The following is a 19,019-nucleotide window of genomic DNA, read 5'->3' as shown; positions in this document are numbered from 1 at the left end:
GGACGCTCTGTGGGCTGAACAGAGCTGTGGGCTGAAACGAGAACTGCCCGAACGTTAGGGAGGGAAAGGAAACCGACGTGGATCAGAGCGTGAACGCGGGACGACCAGCGAGTGTCAGAAGCGGCCGCCCACACCGATCCGCCCGGAGGTACCCGAGCCGCCGAACGAGCCGGGGCTGCGTCCGCCGCTGCCGTAGCCGCCGCCACCGAATCCCCCGCCCCAGCCGCGGCCGCCACCCATCCCACCGCGCAGGAAGCTGTCGACGAGGATGCCGCCGAGAACCGCTCCGGTCACCGACCCGCCGGACGGATGCGGCTGCTGGTTCTGGTGCCACTGTGCGACGTCGCCCTGCGCGGCCATCAGTGCTTGGTCGGCGAGTGAGCCGGCCCGTCGTGCGGAGTCGGACGCGGCCACCGGATCCGTGGCCGAGGCCTCCTCCGCCTCCTGCAGGAGGCGCTGCGCCTCGGACAGTCGGGTGCGGGCGATCGACTGGATCGCGCCGCGGCGGGTCGAGATGAAGTCGCTCGCAGCGGAGACCTTCGCCTGGGCCGAGGTGATCGCGCCGGTGAGCAGTTCGGAGCGGCGCTGTCGTTCGGCCGACGCGGACCGGGCGGCGTCGAGGGCCCGGTCGAGCTCGGCATCCGCGTCGATGAGTGCGGTGAACGTCCCCAGGGGGTCGTCGGAGAAGCCGGAGCGGGCCGCGGTCACCGCCTCGGTCGCCGCCGACGCCGCGGTCGCCAGGGCGGGGCCGCCGTCGGCGGTGAGTGCTTCGGCCTCGGTCAACTCGCCCTCGACCTCGTCGATCAGTGCGGGCATCCGGGAATGAGCGGCCGCGATGTTGCGGTCGGCGTTGTCGATGGCGTCGAGCAGTCGGTTCGCCTGTTCGAGCGCCCCTTCCGCGGATCGGATGGCGGCGACCGCCGGGCCCTGCTCTCCGGCAGGCGCATCGGCGGCCTCTCGGCCCTGATCCGAGCTGTGTTCGGCGAAGTCCAGTTCCTCGTGGGCGAGGGTGATGTTGTTGGTGATCGAGGCCAGTACCGTCTCGCCGTGTTGGGCGATCAAGGTGTCGAGCTGATCCTGTGATTGTTCGATCCGTGCGCGCACCGCGACGAGCTTCTGGGTCAGCTCGGCCAGCCTCGTGTCGGCATTGATCAGCAGGTTGCGCATCGCGTCGAAGCTCTCCACCTGGGCGTCGAGTGCGGCGTCGACGCCGGTGCACGTGGTGATGATCTGGACGAGCATGGACCGCTGCTCGTCGGGTGTCTCGGGAATCGAATCGTCGAGCCGCTGTCGCAGCACGAAGGATTCGGCAAGCCCCTTCTTGGCGGCTGCCAGTGCGTCGGAGAAGGGTGAGGTCTCGCTCTCGCCGAACTCTCCGACGGCGAGCTGCAATTCCTCTTCACTGGTGCGGATGGCGTTGTCGGTGTCGGTGAGGACCTCACGGGACCACGGATCGAGCACTTCGAGCGGCTGGGCGACGAGCTGGTCCCCGGTGAGCTCCTGCTCTCGCATGGCCTCGAGGCCGGCGTCGATCTGCTTGCGCTTGCGACGTCGGGTGTAGAACAGTGCGCCGGCACCGCCGACCACCACGACGCCGGCGACGGCCGCCGCGGTGATCGCGCCCGTGTGCGACGGCGTCATGGCATCGGAGATCCCGGTGACGGCGGCCTGACCGGCTCCCGCCCAGTCGTTGTTCTTCAGTGCCGGCACGATGTCGCCGCGCGCGATGTCGTCGAGGGCGTCCTGATCGAGGCCGTCGATCGACTCGGGTGAGTCGAAGTAGTACGCGCGGTCGTCGGCGGCCACCGCGAGGAGCACGTCCCGGTCACCGAGGTCGCTCTCGGCCACGGTTTGCTGCGCCCACTGCTGGGCGGTGAGCCCGCCGAAGTCCCGCACGTACACCACCCAGAGCTGTACCTCGTGGTCGTTGTAGAGCTGATCGATCGAGTTCTGCAGGCGATCGCGTTGCGTGGTGGTCAGCACGTTGGCCGAATCGACCACCTGGGTCGGCAGGCGGGACGGTGGTTCGGCCTGCGCCGATCCACCCACGCCGGCACCGAGGACCAGCGCAGCCACGCCGACGAGGACGACAAGGCCCAGTCGAATGATGGCCGTGGCAGCGCGGGAGCCGGTGAGTCGAGACTTCCATCGGGGCGACGAGATCAACCGTGCGGTGGAAAGCATGGGCTCCAATCTATCCGGCCGCCTCGACGCACCGGCGCTGCCCGGTCACCAGGTGTCGGTCAGTTGTTCTGCGAATCCCGCCACTTGCACACGGCCTCGAGCACGCTGAGATCATAATCGGGGCCTGACGACCCGACCGTGATCAGCGAGATCCCGGCCGCGACGAGCTGCTCGGCCTCTTGGATGGCCTCGTCGGGCGCCTTCGACTGCACGCCGGCAGAGTGCTCGATCGCGTTCGGATCGCGACCGACCGTCGAACAGTGGTCGGCGAGGATCCCCGACTTGCGCTCATAGGTCGGCACGTCGACGAAGTAGTGCCAGATGTTCGCGTACTCGGCGACGTGGCGCAACGTCTTCTTCTCGCCGCCGCCACCGATCAGCACCGGGATGTCGCGGGTGGGCGCCGGGTTGAGTTTGCCGAACCGCTCCTTGATGCGGGGCAGCGACGCGCCGAGGTCGTCGAGGCGGCTGCCGGCCGTGCCGAAGTCATAGCCGTATTCGTCGTAGTCCTTCTCGAACCAGCCCGACCCGATGCCGAGGATGAGCCGGCCGTCGGACATGTGGTCGACGGTGCGCGCCATATCGGCGAGCAGTTCCGGATTCCGATACGAATTGCAGGTGACGAGTGCGCCGATCTCCACGCGGCTCGTCTGCTCGGCCCAGGCGCCCAGCATCGTCCAGCATTCGAAGTGCTCGCCATCCGGATCGCCGTACAGCGGGTAGAAGTGGTCCCAATTGAAGGCGATGTCGACACCCATGTCCTCGGCGCGGCGGACGGCGTCGCGGATCATCGAGTACTGCGGAGCATGCTGCGGCTGGAGCTGGACGCCGATACGGACAGGGAAATCGCGTGCGGTGAAGGTCATGTGCCCCAGTCTGCCGAAGGTCGCGGCGTAAGTCATTGTCCGAATTCCGGTCGGGGATGAGGTTGTGTTCGCGATCTTGCTGGCTGCGGGCGTGTTTGGCAGCCACCCGCTCGGTGGGTCCGCATACGGCGTCCGGGGTGGTGGTGAAAGAGGATGCGGGGGAACAGGTCGTGCGTTTGCACACGGCCATGCTCCTCGAGGCCGATCCAGGCCCGCCGTGACTTCGCCGTCGACGGTTCGGCACGAATCTCAGGGCTCTCCCAGGTCAGCTCCCGCGGGTCCGGTCAGCCCCCGCGGGTGAAGTCGGCTCCCGCGCGTCAGGTCGGCATCCGCGGGCAGTCGACGACCCGCGTTCCACCGGCCGACCCGCGTGAGCCGGGTTGATCCGCGTTCAGGTCCAGAATGCGCCTCCGAACAGCGCAAACGGATCGTTGCAACGTTGTGTACCCGGCTGCAACGTGGGTGCAACTGACCTGCTCCTACTCTGTGTAACAGATCACATACGCGGCAGCACGTGGCGTACGTGACAAACCAGACACCTCAATCGGAACAACGCTGAGGAGCACCAGATGACCGTCTACGCGAAACCGGGCACCGATGGATCGGTGATGAGCTTTGAGTCCCGCTACGACAACTGGATCGGCGGTCAGTGGACCCCGCCGGTGAAGGGACAGTACTTCGAGAATCCCTCGCCGGTGGACGGCAAGACGTTCTGTGAGGTCGCCCGGTCGACCGCCGAGGACATCGACCTCGCGCTGGACGCCGCCCACAAGGCCGCACCGCAGTGGGGCAAGGCGTCGGTGGCCGAGCGATCGCTGGTCCTGCTGCGTATCGCCGACCGCATCGAGGAGAACCTCGAGAAGATCGCCATCGCTGAATCGTGGGACAACGGCAAGGCCGTCCGTGAGTGTCTCGCCGCCGACATCCCGCTCGCGGTCGACCACTTCCGCTACTTCGCCGGCGCGCTGCGGGCCCAGGAGGGCTCGATCTCGGAGGTCGACGAGGACACCGTCGCCTACCACTTCCACGAGCCGCTCGGCGTCGTCGGCCAGATCATCCCGTGGAACTTCCCGATCCTCATGGCTGTGTGGAAGCTCGCCCCCGCCCTGGCCGCAGGCAACGCCGTCGTGCTGAAGCCGGCCGAGCAGACGCCTGCGTCGATCCTCTACGTGATGGGCCTGATCGCAGACCTGCTGCCGGCCGGCGTGGTCAACATCGTCAACGGGTTCGGCGTCGAGGCGGGCAAGCCGCTCGCCTCGAGCAACCGGATTCGCAAGATCGCGTTCACCGGGGAGACCACCACCGGCCGCCTGATCATGCAGTACGCCTCGGAGAACCTGATCCCGGTCAGCCTGGAACTCGGTGGCAAGAGCCCGAACATCTTCTTCGGTGACGTGATGAGCTCCGACGACGGCTTCCTCGACCGCGCATTGGAGGGCTTCACCATGTTCGCCCTCAACCAGGGCGAGGTCTGCACCTGCCCGAGCCGCGCGCTCATCCAGGAGAGCATCTACGACGACTTCATGGGCAAGGCGATCGACCGGGTCAAGCAGATCAAGCAGGGCAACCCGCTCGACACCGAGACGATGATGGGTGCCCAGGCGTCCAACGACCAGTTCGAGAAGATCAGCTCTTACCTCGCCATCGGCAAGGAGGAGGGCGCCAAGGTGCTGATCGGCGGTGAGCCGGCCGACCTCGGTGGCGACCTGTCCGGCGGCTTCTACATCAAGCCGACGGTGTTCGCGGGACAGAACAAGATGCGGATCTTCCAGGAGGAGATCTTCGGGCCGGTGCTCGCCGTGGCGACGTTCAAGGATTACGCGGACGCCATCCACATCGCCAACGACACCCTGTACGGCCTCGGTGCCGGTGTGTGGAGCCGCGACGGCGCGACCGCCTACCGCGCGGGTCGCGAGATCCAGGCAGGCCGGGTGTGGACCAACACCTATCACGACTACCCGGCACACGCGGCCTTCGGTGGTTACAAGCAGTCGGGCATCGGACGTGAGAACCACCTGATGATGCTCGAGCACTACCAGCAGACGAAGAACCTCCTGGTTGGTTACGCTCAGAACGCCAAGGGTTTCTTCTGATTTGAGTGCCACGACCCTTCGTGACGTTCCTTCGCTAGCGCTCCGAGCCTCCGAGCTTGCGAGGATGCGTCACGAAGGGCGCAACCAGAAAGCAGAGGTGAAACCCGTGTCAGACCAACAGGTTCCTGATCGGGTGGTCGCCACAGACGCCGCGGTGCAGCTCTTGACGAAACTGTCGGAGCTGCACGGCGGTCTCATGATCCACCAGTCGGGTGGATGCTGTGACGGCTCGGCCCCCATGTGTTATCCGGTCGGCGAGTACCGCATCGGACAGCGCGACGTCCTCGTCGGCGAAATCGTTCTGCCGGAACCGATTCCCGATGTCCGGGTGTGGATCAACGGCGACCAGTTCGAGTTGTGGAAACACACCCAGCTCATCCTCGACGTCGTCAAGGGGCGCGGCGCGGGTTTCAGTCTGGAGGCTCCCGAAGGCGTCCGATTCCTCTCCCGCTCAAGGGCTTTCAGTGCGGACGAGAACGAGGTCCTCGCCGCGAATCCGCCGCTGACGGGTGCTGCTATCGGGGTGTGACGGAGGTGGGCCGGCCGACCGATGGGTAATCGACCCACCAGCCCCGGACCATGCCCGGTGGCCTCCCGGGTTCGATGTAGTGCTCGGTACCGAAGGCGAACGGGAACATCTCGACCGGTAGCTCGAGGAGCTGCTTGACGTCGGTCTGACTGGCATGGCACGCGAGCGCCTCGCGTTTGGTCATCACGTCGTCGCCGAGGTCGACCGCCCAGTGCAGCTCGGCCTCGGCCGTGCCGATCGGGTTCCCGTCGTCGCCGCGGGTGTCCGGGTCGAAACCCTCCATCCCCATCTCGGCAGCGAGCGTGAACATCTGCCGCATGAGGTCCCGGTTCATCGTGACCTCGAGGTAGCGGGGCCGCCGTGCCGCGAGTTCCACTGCGGCGAGTGTCGTCTTGTGCAGCATGACGTGATCGGGATGGCCGTAGCCACCGTGCCAGTCATAGCCGACGACCGTGTCCGCGTTCTCTTCGTCGAGGAGGTCCGCGAGACGCCGTCCGGCGTCGTTGACATCAGCACGCGAGAAGACGCCGTCGGTGTGGTTCTGTGCCCAGCCGGTCATCCCCGAGTCTCCGTAGCCGAGCCACGCCACTCGTGCGGTGCCGGTGATGGCCGCGGATGCCTCTGCCTCACCACGTCGACGACTCACCACGGTCTCACCCGGCGCCAGGTCGTCGGGTACGTCACCCGGGTCCCCGTCGGTGCAGTAGACGACCACCACCCGATGACCCTCGCGCGCGGCTCGGATCATGGTTCCCGCGGTGGCCGTGCCCTCGTCGTCGGGGTGGGCATGAACGAAGACGATTGTGCTCATGGGTAGATCATGCTCGGTGCGGTCTCGACGCTCTCGGTGACCGTTGCCATCCACCGTTCGGAACGGTCTGACCTGCGGCGACAAACTTGTCGGTGGCCACCGATAGATTTGGTGTCATGCAATCGAGCGCACCTGCGTTGGCCCAGATGGCCGACGATGAGCAGCACTCGGCCACCGAGTTGGTCGAGGTGCTCCATCACACCACCGCGGTGCGCGCGGCCGCCGACTATCGGATGTTGCAGGCCGCCAGTCTCATCCACGACGAACGCGAACAAGACCACCTCGTACGCCTGGCCGCAGAACTCGGCGAGCAATCGACGTCGCTGGCCAACCTCGAGCGCCTGGCCGCGCGTGCCGCCAGCGGGCAAGACCCGCGCGCCCGGTTCGGCCCCAACGGCCTCGAAGCCGCCATCGCGGAAGTCGGTGCTGCGCTGACCGTGTCCCCGGCCCGCGCGCGGGAGTTCATCGAAGCCGGCAGCGTGCTGCGCCACCAGTTGCCGTTCATCGGTGCAACCCTGGGCGCCGGACGCATCGACCTGCCCCGCTTTCTCGCAGTGGTGCGGCGCACCGCCCTGTGCACCCCCGAGAAACTCGACCTGCTCGACAAGATCATCGCCGCCGACATCGAGACCCGCGAGCCGATGTCGATGACCCGCTTCCTGGCCATGATCGACAAACACGTCGCCACTCACGATCCCGCGGCCACTCGCCGACGCCGCGAACTCGTCGATTCCGACCGCAACATCAGCGTGCGCCCCGACCGCGACACCCCGGGCCAGTCGCGCATCGGCGGGTCGCTGCCGGCCGAGCACGCTGCCGCCGTCGACGCCCGCCTGACCGCGATGGCCGCCGCCGTGCACGCCGGCGATCCCCGTACCGCTGCCCAACGGCGCGCTGATGCGCTGGTCGCGCTGGCCCACGGGGCGACCACTCTCGACTGCCGGTGCGAAACCTGCACCCCCGACCCTGACGCCGCTGACATCGACGCCGACTCCGCATCCGATGCCGACCCCTGCGACACCGACCCCTTCGACGCCGACCCCTGCGACGCCGACCCATCCGACGCCGGCTCGTCAGACACCGCCCCGTCAGATGGCCCGCCCGATGCAACCGAGTCGCCATGTGCGCCGCGGCCGACCTTCCACATCGTCGTCAACCTGAGTAGCCTCCTCGGTCTCGACGACGATCCTGCCTTCCTGGACGGCCACGGCGTTCTCGATGCCGACACCGCACGCCGACTGGTAGCCGAGGCGCGGCGCACGTACATCCGGCCGGATGTCCTGGCCGAGCCGCGGCACATCGACCGCTACGCGCCGAGCAAGAAGCTCGCCGACCGGGTCCGTTCGGGTGAGTTGTGCTGCAGCTTCCCCGGTTGCAACAACCGCGCCTTCCACGCCGACGTCGACCACGACATCCCGTTCGCCCAGGGCGGGCCAACCGACCCACGAAACCTCAAGCCGCTGTGCCGTTTTCACCACCGCATCAACACCTTCGCGGTCGGCTGGCGCGATTACCACGATCCCCTCGGCGAGGTGTTCTTCCAGTCACCCGCCGGCCACACCTACCTGGGTAACGCATTCACCGGACGCGATCTGTTCGGATCCCTCACCCGCACCGGCCGACCGCCGGACGATGCCGCACGACAACGCATCGACACCCTCCGCGCCCGTCGTGCGACGGCGGTCAAACGTGCCGACAAGCGGGCGATGGATCGTTGGAACGCGGAGAATCCGCCGCCCTTCTGAATCCGGGCGCTGCAACTTCAGGGCACGTCCAGGACGAGCCGGCCGCCGCCGCGAGGATGTACCACCCGAGAAACGCAACTACACAGCTTCTCTGATTGTGCTTTCTGCGTCTCACTGAAGAACACATCCCGATGGTCGATGGTGCCATCGGTCTCGAGGACGTCGACCTGGCACAGGCCGCATTCCCCTTTGCGGCAATCGAACATCATGTCCACACCGGCCCGCTCGAGGGCGCCGAGGAGGGAGTCGCTGGTGCCGACCGAAGTCGTCACATCCAGGCGTGGGATGGTCACCACGAAGTCCTCGGCCTCGAACCAGCCGCTGTTGCCGAAGGTCTCGTAGCGGAGGTTCGGCAGCGGCAATTCGCGGTCGAGCCAGGCGCGGCGTACGGCATCCATCAGGCGGATCGGACCGCACATGTACATCTCGGTGTGCGTGTCGACGTCGCCGACCAGAGACGCGACGTCGAGCCCATGACCTTCATCGTCGGCACGGACCTCGAGACGGTCGCCGTGGGTGGCGACGAGTTCGCTGAGGAAGGCCATGTCGGATCGTCGGCGTCCGACATAGACGAACCGGTAATCCGCGCCGACCCGCCGGAGCGCCGCCGCCATCGCGGCCATCGCGGTGATCCCGATGCCACCGGCGAGCAACACGTAGCGTGCTGCGCCGACCCGGAGCGGGAAGTTCTGGATCGGCGCGGTCAGTTCGATCTCGTCGCCGGGACGCAGTGAGTGCATGAAGCGCGACCCGCCGCGCGACGTCGGGGACAGGCGCACCCCGAGCGTGACACTCCGGCCATCGGCTCCGGCGGAGACGACGGAGTACGACCGGATGTCACCATCGTCGATGCGGACGTCGACGTGTGCGCCCGGGGCGACCCGGTCGGCTCGCTCGGTCGCGATCACGATCTCGGCGATCGCGTCGGCAGCGGCGGCGACGGAGGTGATGCGGCCGCGCTGCCACGTGATCTTGTTGTCTGTCATGTCAGTTCACGACCTGCGTGGCGAGAGCATCGATGTCGGTAGCGAGGTCGGACCGCTCGGCCTCGATCATCCGCTGGATGATGCGTCGCACCCACATCCCGCCGGCATCGATGTTGAGGTTGTAGAACTCGTGGTCGGGGTGTGCCTCGATCGCCTTCTGCTGCGCCGTGAGCATCGCTTCGTCCTCGCCGAACACCCGGTGGACGCCGTCACGGAGCTGAGTGGTGATCAGTTGGCTGTCGAGGCAGTAGTCGCGCATGAACGCCCAGAAGTACAGCGAGGTCTTCCTGTCGACCGGCGTCATCGTGTTCATCACGAAGCCGTTGACACCCTGGCTGCGGTCGCCCTCGGGTGCGCCGGTACCGGCCTTGGCGACACCGACATCGATCCGGATGGTTCCGGGTGCCTGGAATTCGATGATCTGCCAGCGGTCGACCTTGCCCTCGAAGCCGGGGAACTTGTCGCGCATGTTCTTGAGCCAGAACGGCGGCGCGTCGATGTCATGCATCCACCGGCTCACCGTGACGGTCCGCTCATCGTGGGTGACAGCGAAGCCCGAGTCGCTGAGTTCGTCCTGGCCGATGGAGGACGAGTGGACGAACTCTTCGTGCGTCAGATCCATCAGATTGTCGAGCACCAGTTGGTAATTGGCCTCCACCTCGATGGTGCGTCCATCGCCTGCCCAGTCGGGTGAATCCATCTGGAACATGTCCGGGATCAGGGCAGGGTCTGCCAGCGTGGGGTCTCCCGGCCAGACCCAGAAGAACCGATACCGCTTCTCGACGGGATAGGAGGCCACCATGGCGGAGGGGTTGATCGTCTCCTGCGCCGGCATGTGGGTGCACCGCCCGGCCGAGTTGTACCGGAGGCCGTGATACGGGCATTGCACCTCGTCGGAGCCGACCCGCGTGCCCATCGACAGCGGGGCCAGCCGGTGCCAACACGCGTCGGCCAACGCCACCGGCCGCCCTTCGGCGGTGAGGTACAGCGCCATCGGCTTGCCCGCAACGGTGCGCGCCATCGGCGTGGTGGCGGAGAGTTCGTGATCCCACGCGGCGACGTACCAGGCGTCCAACGGGTAGTCCATGTTGGTGGCGGTCGCTCCGCCGGGTCCAAGATCGGTCATGAGAGGTCCTTGCGTGTCGGGTTCGGCTGCTGTCAGCGAATAGCTATGTCCATAGTTAGTCGGTGAGGTGGAGCACACTCTATCTACGGATATAGTGATCCGCAACACGAACCACCCAACGAGGAGACATGAGCCTTCGTCACGCCCTGCTCGCCCTGCTCACCGCCGGGCCGCTGACCGGCTATGACGCCGCGAAGCAATTCGGCGGCTCGGTGGGGCACGTGTGGCACGCGCCCGACTCGCAGATCTATCCCGAGCTGAGACGGATGCAGCGAGACGGGCTGGTCGCCGGTGAGGAGGTCCGCTGGGGTCCGCGCAGCACGAAGACCCAGTACAGCGTCACTGACGACGGCATAGAGGCATTCCGGGCGTGGATGAACACACCCCTCGGGCACGCTCCGGTGCGCGATGCCCACCACATGCAGGCGGCCTACTTCGAGTGGGCCGATCCTGATGCCGCGCGTGAGATCCTGCGGCGGCACATCGGGTACCACACCGAGCAGGTCGACCTGCTCACCGACGTGCGTGACGGGATCACGGCCGGGACGGACCCCGCCATCGTGCGCCGCCTTCACCGGTATCCCGCGAGCGAGCACGCTCGAATCGTCGCCTACAAGGCACATACCTACGACGGCATGATCAGTCGCGCGCAGTCTGAAATCGACTGGGCGCACAAGGGTCTCGAGCTGATCGATCGGCTCGAGCGCGACGGGGAGGGCGCGGCCCCGCCGGAGGGTGCTGCCACCTAGCGGTCCATCAGGGTCAGCGCCGCGACAGCACCGTGAGTGCCAACCCCACCGCGACGAGCACCCCGACATAGACGGCGACACCCGCCCAACCGAATGCCGAGAACACCAGTCCGCCGAGGGCGCCCACCACCGAGCTACCGAGGTAGTAGTGGAACAGATAGAGCGACGACGCCTCGGCCCGGTGATCGGTGGCGCGCGCGGACACCCATCCGCTGGCCACCGAGTGCGCCGCGAAGAAGCCGGCGGTGAAGAGCAGCATGCCGATCAGCACCAGCGGTAGTCGGTCGGGCACGGTCAATGCGAGGCCCACGAGCATGGTGGACACCGCGGCGATCAGCACCCGCCGACGACCTCTCCGGTCGGCCAACCGGCCGGCAAAGGTCGACGAGAACGTACCGGCGAGGTACATGAGGAAGACCGCCGCAACGGTCGCCTCGCTCAGGTCGAAGGGGTGCCGGAGGAGCCGGTAGCCGATGAAGTTGTAGACCGTCACGAACCCGCCCATCAGGACGAAGGCGAGGAAGAACAGTGGGAGGAGCCCGGGGTCACGCAGGTGGTTGAGCAGATTCTGCGCCGTGATCCGTGGCGCCACGCGTTGGGGGCTGAAGAAGCGGGAGGCGGGGACGGTACGCCAGAACACGAGCGCGAAGCCCAGCGAGACGAGGCAGGCCGCCTCCAGCGCCCACTGCCAGGACACCAGATCGGCGGCGACGCCGGGGACGAGGCGACCGGTCAGTCCGCCGATCGTGGTTCCCGCGACGTAGCGTCCCATCGCGGTGCCGAGTGACGCGCCGTCGACCTCCTCGGCGAGATAGGCCATCGCCACCGCGGGCACGCCGGCGCACAGCACACCCTGGAGTGCCCGGCCGGCGAGGAGCACCTCGATGGAGGGCGACCACGGAAGCACGATGCCGATGATCGAAGCGGCGAGTGCCGAGAGCACCATCACCCGCACTCGCCCGTACCGCTCGGACAGCACACTCGCCGGGATGATCGCGACCGCGAGGAACCCGGTCGTCAGTGAGACGGCAAGCGCGGAGGTGGCCGGCGAGACACCGAAGTGGTCGGACAGCTGCGGGAGCAGGGCCTGCACGTAGTAGAGGGCCATGAACGTCGTCATGCCTGCGGCGAACAGTGCCGTGGTGGCGCGTCGATAGCCCGGCGAGCCCAGCGTGTGCCGGGTGTCCGGGGCGGAGGTGGCGGTTCTCGTGGTCATCGTGGTCAAGCGTCACCCCGCCATGTCTGGAGCTCAAAATGAATGGATCTCTCCTATCCCATTCAGTTCTGAATAACCGCAGCTAGGATGGATCGTCAGGATGAACGTGCATCACGAACTCGATTGGTTCATCGCCATCGCCGAGGCGGAGAACCTGACCGCCGCCGGCGAGCAGGCTCATGTCTCGCAACCGACGCTGTCCCGCTTCGTCGCACGGTTGGAGCGAGACGTCGGGGTCGCGCTCTTCGATCGGCATGGTCGGCGTCTGGTGCTCAATCGGTTCGGGCAGGTGTACCTCGAACGCGCGCGCCGTGCGCGGGTGCAGCTCGATGCCGCCCGCCGCGAGATCGACGAGATGCGGCGGCCGGCGCGAGGGGTGGTGCGACTGGCCTTCCTGCATTCCTTCGGCGTCAAGCTGGTACCCGATCTGATCCGGCGGTTCCGTGACGAGAACCCGCAGGCGCGGTTCACCCTGACCCAGGACGCCGCTGCCACCGTCGTCGACCATGTGATCGGCGCAGACGCCGATCTCGCGATCGTGTCGCCGCGTCCGATGCGCACCGACATGGCCTGGTTCGCGATCGCCGAACAGAAGCTCGCCCTGGTGGTGCCGTCCGATCACCGGTTCGCCGATCGCACCACGATCGGTCTCGCGGAGGCGGCCGATGAGGAGTTCATCGTGATGGAGCGAGGATTCGGCATGCGCCGGATCTTCGACGAACTGTGCGCGGCGGCCGACATCGCCCCGACGATCGCATTCTCCTCCGCCGAACTGGCGACCATCACCGGTCTTGTCGCCGCGGGGCTCGGGATCGGGGTCGTGCCCGTCGACGACGCCGATAGCAGCGCCGATGTGGCCCTCATCCCGCTGACCGACGAATCGCGCGAGATCGGCCTGACCTGGTTGCGGTCGCGTCCCCTGCCCGACGCCGCCGAGAGGTTTCGCGACTTCGTCGTCCGGCGTATTTCACCTGACTAACAGGCTTTCTATTGTCGCTTTTCCATTGTCGCTCTCTATTCCCATCGCGACGGGGGGTGTTTATCGATGGACTCGTTTGTTAGTTTCGGTGAGGCGATTTGCCGAAAACGAACTGGAGGCGATGAACAGAATGCGACGTAATGTCATCCGAGGAATTGTCGTGGGTGCGGCCCTGGGGGCCGCAAGTCTGGCATTTCCGACAATGGCGACGGCGGCGCCGGTTTCAGATACGAACTGCGCCAAGACTTCGACCCCTACCAGCGCAAACGGGTGGGGGAACACCTTCTCTGACGAGCAGGGCCAGGCGGGGAAGGTGACGGCGACCAAGGTCGTCGACGACGACGGTTCGCTGGAGTTCATGACCACCGCCGACAAGCCACGTGAGGCGTCTTATCACGGCGCAGGTCAATTGCCTTTGGCCGACGTCGCGAAGAAGCCGCTGACATTCGAGAAAACAGCCGGCAACGCGAATTGGCAAATACGTGTGACCGGCGCGAACACTGGTGTGAGTGGCGGATTCGCGACATTTGTCTGGTCTGCTCCGGCGGGTGCCGGCAAGGAAAATGCCGCCTCGTCGAATCAGTGGTGGTCCACGCGCAAGATCGGTGACATCCCGAAGGGTCAGAACGCCACGCTCGCGCAGTTCGCGGAGGCCGCCAACAGTGACGGACACAAGACCGTTGTCGATCATTACGGCATCTCCAGCCAGCCGAACGAGAAGTCCGGCAAGGTGAATGTCGACAACGTGTCGTTCAACGGCTGCACGACGAACTTCGCCGCCACCGGCGCAAGCGGAGCCTTCGGATCGCTGGATTCGCTCATTCCCTGATCTCTCCCGACAACCGCACAACGGGCCCGCGACAATGATGGTCGCGGGCCCGTTGTGATCGGATGGCGTCTGCTGACCACCGATCAGGAGGCACCATGACAGACACCGGTTTCCAGACCGTCACCGTCGACTGCCCGGCCGGGAACGTCGTCGCCCGGCTGGACGGGGACATGATCCGGGCGACCGGCATCCCGTACGCGCGCGCCGATCGATTCGAGGCGCCGGTGCCGGAACCGTCGTCGCCGGAACCGATCGATGCCACATCGTGGTCGCCGGCCTGCCCGCAGAACGAGACCGAGGATCTGCTCCGGAGTCGGTTCGGGGAGGTCGCGCTCGGCAACCTGCCCGAGGACGAACACTGTCAGCGTCTGTCGGTCACCGTGCCCGCCGACCGCAGGCCCGACGAGTCGCTGCCGGTCATGGTGTGGATACACGGTGGCTCATACGTCATGGGCGCGGCGGATGCGCCGTGTCACGATCCGGCGAGTCTCGTCGTCGAGCAACGGGTCGTGGTCGTCGCGGTAACCTATCGGCTCGGTCTGTTCGGGTTCATCGGCGACGGTGTCCACCGCCCGGCGAATCTCGGCCTGCTGGACATGATCTCGGCGTTGCGCTGGGTCCAACGGAATGTGGCCGCATTCGGCGGCGATCCGGAGGCCGTCACGCTGTTCGGCGAATCCGCGGGTGCAGACGCGGCGGCGCATCTGATGATCGCCGAGGGGACCGATGGCTTGTTTCGGCGGGTGATCCTGCAGAGTGCCCCACTCGGACTCGCGTCCGGGCGTGCCGGCATGTATGCGGCGATGGCCGATGCGACGAGCCACCTCGATGCGATCACGCCGGCCGACGAGATGCTGGCGACACAGAAGGCTCTCGCCTCGGGCGGCGCTGTGCTCCGGCACGGTCTGCGGGCGCTGATGCCGTTCGGCACGCAGTACGGCCATGCACCGCTGCCGGCCGAGGACGACGTGGACGTCGCGTGGGAACAGCGGGCCGCCGATGTCGAGGTGCTCGTCGGGTGGAACGAGCGTGAGGTCGCGTTCTTCGCCGACGCAATCCCGGGCCTCGGCGCGTTGCAGAAGCTGCCCGTCGTCGGCCCGAAGCTCTACGAGTTCGTCATCAGGCGGCTCACCCGGACCGTATATGTCACCGCCGCAGAGGAATTCGTCCGACGGCATCGGCGAGCGGGCGGCCTCGGCGGACAGTACGTCCTGGAGTGGGGGATACCCGGGCACCCGCTCCGCGCCGCGCACACCGTCGACATCCCGCTGCTCTTCGGCGACCGGTCGACGTGGGACGGTGCGCCGCTCCTCGTCGGACACCAGTGGCCCGAGGTGGAGGCCAACGGGCGTCGTATCCGGCAGATCTGGGCGGATTTCGCACGAGGGGGATGGACGCCGCCGGCCGACGTCCCGGGACTGATCCGGTTCCCACGAGGCTGATCCCGCCTCGCTGATCCCGTCCGCTGGTCCGACCTCACCGGTCCGGCCTGTCGCCGGCGCCGTGCGCAGTAGTGTCTGATCATGGCGCGGTGGTTCGATCAGACGATCGTCGACACAGGTCGACTGCCGCTGTTCTTCCTGCTCATCGCCTTCATGTTGACCTTCCTGTTCATCCGTCTCAGCGTCCGCATGATCCGCGCCGAGGTCAGCTGGTGGCCCGGGAACGTGACGCCCGGCGGGGTCCACGTGCATCACGTCTTCTTCGGGATGATGCTGATGCTGTTGTCGGGGTTCGGATTCGTGGCCGTCGACCCGTTCCGCACACCCGTCCTGGACTGCACGCTCGCCGCCCTCTTCGGTATCGGAAGTGCCCTCGTCCTCGACGAATTCGCGCTTCTGCTGCACCTGCGCGACGTCTACTGGTCCGAGGAGGGGCGAACATCGATCGACGCGGTGTTCGTCGCGATCGCAGTCGGTCTGCTGTTCCTCGTGGGGTTGCAACCGTTCGGGGTGACCGATGTGGTCGGTGAGTATCGCGACGCCGAGGACGCGACGACGCGCATCGTGGTCCTGGTCGTCCTGGTGGTGAACCTCGCGCTGGCCACCATCACCCTCCTGAAGGGCAAGGTGTGGACGGGGCTGGCCGGCTTGTTCGTTCCGTTCCTGCTGTGGTTCGGCGCGATCCGTCTCGCCCGACCGCACTCGCCTTGGGCGCGCTGGCGCTACCGCACCCGGCACCGCAAGCTGGCGAAGTCGATCTCCCGTGAGGAGCGGTTCCGGAAACCGTTGATGCGGTGGAAGATCGTCGCGCAGGAGGCGGTCGCCGGCCGATTCGGTGTTCCCGACAAACCCGCGCTGCAGTCACCGCGGTCACCGGTCGCCGCCGATCTCGGGGAGCGGGTGCCGGGCGCGCTGGCCTCGGCGATCCGGTGGCGGCGTACCCGGCGACAGCTGCGTACCGTGCCGACCTGGCGTCTGCCGGTCGTTCTGGTGACCTCTGCCATCATCGCCGCGTGGGTGACCATCGGCCTCGACGAGGTCCTGGAGCTGCAGGTGGACGCCGGGACCCTGGCCACCCTGCTGAGCGTGATCGCCGGGTCGATGGCGACGCTGACCGGCCTGGTGTTCACCGCGGTGACGCTGGCCATGCAGTTCGGTGCCTCGTCGATCTCGGTGCGGGTGATCCCGATGCTCCAGCAGGAGCCGGTCATGCGATGGTCCACCGGGTTCTTCCTCGCCACCTTTGTCTACAGCGTGATCATCGCGATCGACCTGTCGGTGGGCGACCCGAACGGGCCCACCCCGGGGCTGTCCACGGCGATCGCATTCGTGCTGACCACCGTCAGCGCGTATCTGTTCATCGCTCTGGTCGTCAAGGTCGGCGCCATCCTGAACACCGCGCACCTGCTCCGGTGGATCGCACATGACGGCCGGACCGCGGTGTACCGGCAGTACCCGCTCGACACGTTCGCCGAGACTCTCGGTGCGGCGACACCGGAGCCCGTTGTCGACGCGGTCGAACTCCCGGTGGAGGTCATCGCGATGCGGGACATCGCGACGCGTGGCCGAATCCTGCTGGCGGTCAACGTCGCACGACTACATCGCTATGCGATCGACTGGGGTGTACGGATCGAGGTCCTGGTTGCCGTGGGCGACCATGTCCCGCAGGGCGTCCCGGTGGTCGAGGTGCGAGGCGACGTTGCGAAGGTGGATACGCCGCGGGTCCTCGGATGTCTGCTCTTCGGCGATGCACATCAACCGTCGGTGAGTCCGGCCGCTGCGCTGCAGGCGATCTCCGACATCGCGCTCAAGGCGATGTCGTCGGGAGGCAATGATCCGACCGTCGTCGTGCAGGCGCTCGATCACACCGAGGAACTCCTGCTGATGCTGGCGCCTCGGGTGCGCGCCGCTGATGCCGCCGAGTCGGGCGCGGTCGTCACCGGCGTCCGGCGCACCTGGGCGGACTACCTGGCGATCGGCACCGACGAGATCCGCAGGCACAGCGTCGGACAGGCGCAGGTGCAACGTCGCCTCCGGGCATTGTTCACCACTCTGCTGGCGGCGTGCGCCCCCGGCCAGCAGGATTCGATCCACGAGCGGCTGGCGATGCTCGATGCCCAGGCCCGCCGGGACTGGGTTGACGATCTCGACCGTGATCTGGCCTCGGCGGCAGATCGTCAGGGCTACGGATCGGAGTGGGGCCGCCTGTGGGTTCCAGCGCAGGATCCCCGGCGCCCCGTGACACCGGACGATCGGCGCGAGGACGGGCCGTAGCTCACACGGCGTCCCGAGGCTGCGCCACTCCCGGTGCCGGCAGTCCGGTCATGAAGTCGGCGGCCAGACCCAGCGCGCGGCCCGATTCGCGGGAGAACCGCGGGAACATCTGGAACACATGGCCTTGGTCGGGCCATTCCTGTAGCCGGACATCGCCACCCGCCGCGCGGAACTCGCGGTACATCGCCCGCGCGTCGTCGCCCATCACCTCGAGTGCGCCCACCTGGATCAGTGTCGGCGGCAGCGCCATCCCGTGGTGCAGTGCGATCCGCATCCTCGGGTGATCCGGCCCCGCCGAGCCTGTGTAGAGACGCAGGATTCGCTGTGCCGCAACGGCATCGATGATCGGATCACGTACTCCGCGAAGCTGGCTGGCGACCGCCAGATCGAACGTCGGGTCGTACAGGGGCGAGAACATCACCACCCCGGCCGGCTGTGGTGTGCCGGTGCGGTGGTTGTCCGCCAGCAGATCGGCCGCGAGGTGGCCGCCGGCCGAATCGCCGGCCACGATGATCCGGTCGGCACGGAAACCCGCGGCCAGCAGCCAGTGGTAACCGCGGATCGCATCGTCGCCGGCGGCGGGGAAGACGTACTCGGGCCCCAGACGATAGTCCAGGCTGAAGGCCGACCAGCCGGTGCGGCGGGAGAGTCGGGCCACCAGGCCCCGGTGTGTCCGGGCGGAGCAGACGACGTATCCGCTGCCGTGGAGGTAGTAGATGATCGTCTGGTCGGCGGTCGCGGGCCGGGCGGGACCGGCATGTGCACCGACCCATTCGCCGCGGACCCGACCGTGACGGGCTGCGTCGCCGTCGTCGAAGACCTCCCGTATGGTCTCCACCTTCGTCCCGGTCGGCGCAGGCGACATGGCGACGAGTGAACGGTTCACCCCGGGCCGCATCGCGCTGATCAGCCGAGCTGGTGGGACGGCACCACCGAGGCCCGCGGCCGTCATCAGCGGGTGGGAGACGCGCGAGAGGTATCCGTTGACCGCACGGGAGCGCCAGGAGCCGCGTCCGGAGGGCGGCCACCGCTGCTCCGAGGTGGGCGTTCGCACCCTCTCGACGCTAGAGGATCCGTGCGGCCACAGGAGTGGATCCGGCGCAGTCGGCAGGGGCGGTCGATTTTGGGCGGGTGACGGGGGCCAGAAGGAGCCCCAGATGGCGGGTACGCTGCGGAAACATCACGGTTGT

Annotated in this window: 15 protein-coding genes; 8 read left to right on the top strand and 7 right to left on the bottom strand. The window is 67.1% G+C overall.

What is annotated here, in order from left to right:
• Window positions 1-114: 114 nt before the first annotated feature.
• Complete coding sequence (locus ACPXCG_RS16920) at window positions 115-2,184, bottom strand: TPM domain-containing protein (RefSeq protein WP_425793136.1); 2,070 nt, start codon at window positions 2,182-2,184, stop codon at window positions 115-117.
• Between the two features lie 59 nt (window positions 2,185-2,243).
• Window positions 2,244-3,050, bottom strand: coding sequence for an LLM class F420-dependent oxidoreductase (locus tag ACPXCG_RS16915; protein WP_425793135.1), 807 nt, complete (start codon window positions 3,048-3,050; stop codon window positions 2,244-2,246).
• Window positions 3,051-3,619: 569 nt separating this feature from the next.
• Between ACPXCG_RS16915 and exaC the strand changes: the two genes are divergently transcribed.
• Together exaC and ACPXCG_RS16905 are read left to right on the top strand one after the other, a co-directional pair.
• Window positions 3,620-5,143, top strand: coding sequence for an acetaldehyde dehydrogenase ExaC (exaC, locus tag ACPXCG_RS16910; RefSeq protein WP_425793133.1), 1,524 nt, complete (start codon window positions 3,620-3,622; stop codon window positions 5,141-5,143).
• Window positions 5,144-5,207: 64 nt separating this feature from the next.
• The gene (locus ACPXCG_RS16905) at window positions 5,208-5,672 is read left to right on the top strand and encodes a DUF779 domain-containing protein (RefSeq protein ID WP_425793132.1); all 465 of its coding nucleotides are present in this window, start codon (window positions 5,208-5,210) and stop codon (window positions 5,670-5,672) included.
• On the opposite strand, the gene ACPXCG_RS16900 is transcribed toward ACPXCG_RS16905, so the two are convergent.
• Window positions 5,659-6,483, bottom strand: coding sequence for a PIG-L deacetylase family protein (locus ACPXCG_RS16900; protein WP_425793131.1), 825 nt, complete (start codon window positions 6,481-6,483; stop codon window positions 5,659-5,661). The two genes, ACPXCG_RS16905 and ACPXCG_RS16900, sit on opposite strands and share 14 nt — an antisense overlap.
• Before the next feature lie 116 nt (window positions 6,484-6,599).
• Here ACPXCG_RS16900 and ACPXCG_RS16895 point away from each other — a divergent pair, with 116 nt between their 5' ends.
• Window positions 6,600-8,228 (top strand): DUF222 domain-containing protein, encoded by a 1,629-nt coding sequence (locus ACPXCG_RS16895; RefSeq protein ID WP_425793130.1) that lies wholly within the window; start codon window positions 6,600-6,602, stop codon window positions 8,226-8,228.
• 17 nt (window positions 8,229-8,245) lie between these two features.
• Here ACPXCG_RS16895 and ACPXCG_RS16890 read toward each other — a convergent pair whose 3' ends face one another.
• Both ACPXCG_RS16890 and ACPXCG_RS16885 read right to left on the bottom strand, forming a co-directional pair.
• Window positions 8,246-9,214, bottom strand: coding sequence for a PDR/VanB family oxidoreductase (locus ACPXCG_RS16890; RefSeq protein WP_425793129.1), 969 nt, complete (start codon window positions 9,212-9,214; stop codon window positions 8,246-8,248).
• A gap of 1 nt (window position 9,215) precedes the next feature.
• The gene (locus ACPXCG_RS16885; RefSeq protein ID WP_425793128.1) at window positions 9,216-10,340 is read right to left on the bottom strand and encodes a Rieske 2Fe-2S domain-containing protein; all 1,125 of its coding nucleotides are present in this window, start codon (window positions 10,338-10,340) and stop codon (window positions 9,216-9,218) included.
• Window positions 10,341-10,468: 128 nt separating this feature from the next.
• Between ACPXCG_RS16885 and ACPXCG_RS16880 the strand changes: the two genes are divergently transcribed.
• Window positions 10,469-11,089: a helix-turn-helix transcriptional regulator gene (locus tag ACPXCG_RS16880; protein WP_425793127.1), complete on the top strand. Its 621-nt coding sequence runs from the start codon at window positions 10,469-10,471 to the stop codon at window positions 11,087-11,089.
• Between the two features lie 13 nt (window positions 11,090-11,102).
• Here ACPXCG_RS16880 and ACPXCG_RS16875 read toward each other — a convergent pair whose 3' ends face one another.
• Window positions 11,103-12,305 (bottom strand): MFS transporter, encoded by a 1,203-nt coding sequence (locus ACPXCG_RS16875; RefSeq protein ID WP_425793126.1) that lies wholly within the window; start codon window positions 12,303-12,305, stop codon window positions 11,103-11,105.
• 100 nt (window positions 12,306-12,405) lie between these two features.
• Between ACPXCG_RS16875 and ACPXCG_RS16870 the strand changes: the two genes are divergently transcribed.
• The 4 genes from ACPXCG_RS16870 (at window position 12,406) to ACPXCG_RS16855 (ending at window position 17,829) form a co-directional block, all read left to right on the top strand.
• A complete protein-coding gene (locus tag ACPXCG_RS16870; protein ID WP_425793125.1) occupies window positions 12,406-13,284 on the top strand; it encodes a LysR family transcriptional regulator in 879 nt (292 codons plus the stop codon).
• Between the two features lie 160 nt (window positions 13,285-13,444).
• Complete coding sequence (locus ACPXCG_RS16865) at window positions 13,445-14,113, top strand: hypothetical protein (protein ID WP_425793124.1); 669 nt, start codon at window positions 13,445-13,447, stop codon at window positions 14,111-14,113.
• A gap of 95 nt (window positions 14,114-14,208) precedes the next feature.
• Window positions 14,209-15,555 carry a carboxylesterase family protein gene (locus ACPXCG_RS16860; protein WP_425793122.1) on the top strand — a complete coding sequence of 449 codons (1,347 nt, stop codon included), beginning with the start codon at window positions 14,209-14,211 and terminating at the stop codon, window positions 15,553-15,555.
• An 81-nt stretch (window positions 15,556-15,636) separates the two neighbouring features.
• Window positions 15,637-17,829: a DUF2254 family protein gene (locus tag ACPXCG_RS16855; protein WP_425793120.1), complete on the top strand. Its 2,193-nt coding sequence runs from the start codon at window positions 15,637-15,639 to the stop codon at window positions 17,827-17,829.
• A gap of 1 nt (window position 17,830) precedes the next feature.
• On the opposite strand, the gene ACPXCG_RS16850 is transcribed toward ACPXCG_RS16855, so the two are convergent.
• Window positions 17,831-18,883 carry an alpha/beta hydrolase gene (locus ACPXCG_RS16850; protein WP_425793118.1) on the bottom strand — a complete coding sequence of 351 codons (1,053 nt, stop codon included), beginning with the start codon at window positions 18,881-18,883 and terminating at the stop codon, window positions 17,831-17,833.
• Window positions 18,884-19,019: the final 136 nt, after the last annotated feature.

The organism is Gordonia sp. DT218 (genome assembly GCF_049847105.1).
Taxonomy (GTDB): Bacteria; Actinomycetota; Actinomycetes; order Mycobacteriales; family Mycobacteriaceae; genus Gordonia.
Note: the sequence above shows the minus strand (reverse complement) of the source record. Positions and strands in the feature narration are given on the sequence as shown.

Bases quoted from the DNA above. Each gene is read 5' to 3' on its own strand.
- ACPXCG_RS16920 (WP_425793136.1), bottom strand. From the start codon at position 2,184: ATGCTTTCCACCGCACGGTTGATCTCGTCGCCCCGATGGAAGTCTCGA.
- ACPXCG_RS16915 (WP_425793135.1), bottom strand. From the start codon at position 3,050: ATGACCTTCACCGCACGCGATTTCCCTGTCCGTATCGGCGTCCAGCTC.
- exaC (WP_425793133.1), top strand. From the start codon at position 3,620: ATGACCGTCTACGCGAAACCGGGCACCGATGGATCGGTGATGAGCTTT.
- ACPXCG_RS16905 (WP_425793132.1), top strand. From the start codon at position 5,208: ATGCGTCACGAAGGGCGCAACCAGAAAGCAGAGGTGAAACCCGTGTCA.
- ACPXCG_RS16900 (WP_425793131.1), bottom strand. From the start codon at position 6,483: ATGAGCACAATCGTCTTCGTTCATGCCCACCCCGACGACGAGGGCACG.
- ACPXCG_RS16895 (WP_425793130.1), top strand. From the start codon at position 6,600: ATGCAATCGAGCGCACCTGCGTTGGCCCAGATGGCCGACGATGAGCAG.
- ACPXCG_RS16890 (WP_425793129.1), bottom strand. From the start codon at position 9,214: ATGACAGACAACAAGATCACGTGGCAGCGCGGCCGCATCACCTCCGTC.
- ACPXCG_RS16885 (WP_425793128.1), bottom strand. From the start codon at position 10,340: ATGACCGATCTTGGACCCGGCGGAGCGACCGCCACCAACATGGACTAC.
- ACPXCG_RS16880 (WP_425793127.1), top strand. From the start codon at position 10,469: ATGAGCCTTCGTCACGCCCTGCTCGCCCTGCTCACCGCCGGGCCGCTG.
- ACPXCG_RS16875 (WP_425793126.1), bottom strand. From the start codon at position 12,305: ATGACCACGAGAACCGCCACCTCCGCCCCGGACACCCGGCACACGCTG.
- ACPXCG_RS16870 (WP_425793125.1), top strand. From the start codon at position 12,406: ATGAACGTGCATCACGAACTCGATTGGTTCATCGCCATCGCCGAGGCG.
- ACPXCG_RS16860 (WP_425793122.1), top strand. From the start codon at position 14,209: ATGACAGACACCGGTTTCCAGACCGTCACCGTCGACTGCCCGGCCGGG.
- ACPXCG_RS16855 (WP_425793120.1), top strand. From the start codon at position 15,637: ATGGCGCGGTGGTTCGATCAGACGATCGTCGACACAGGTCGACTGCCG.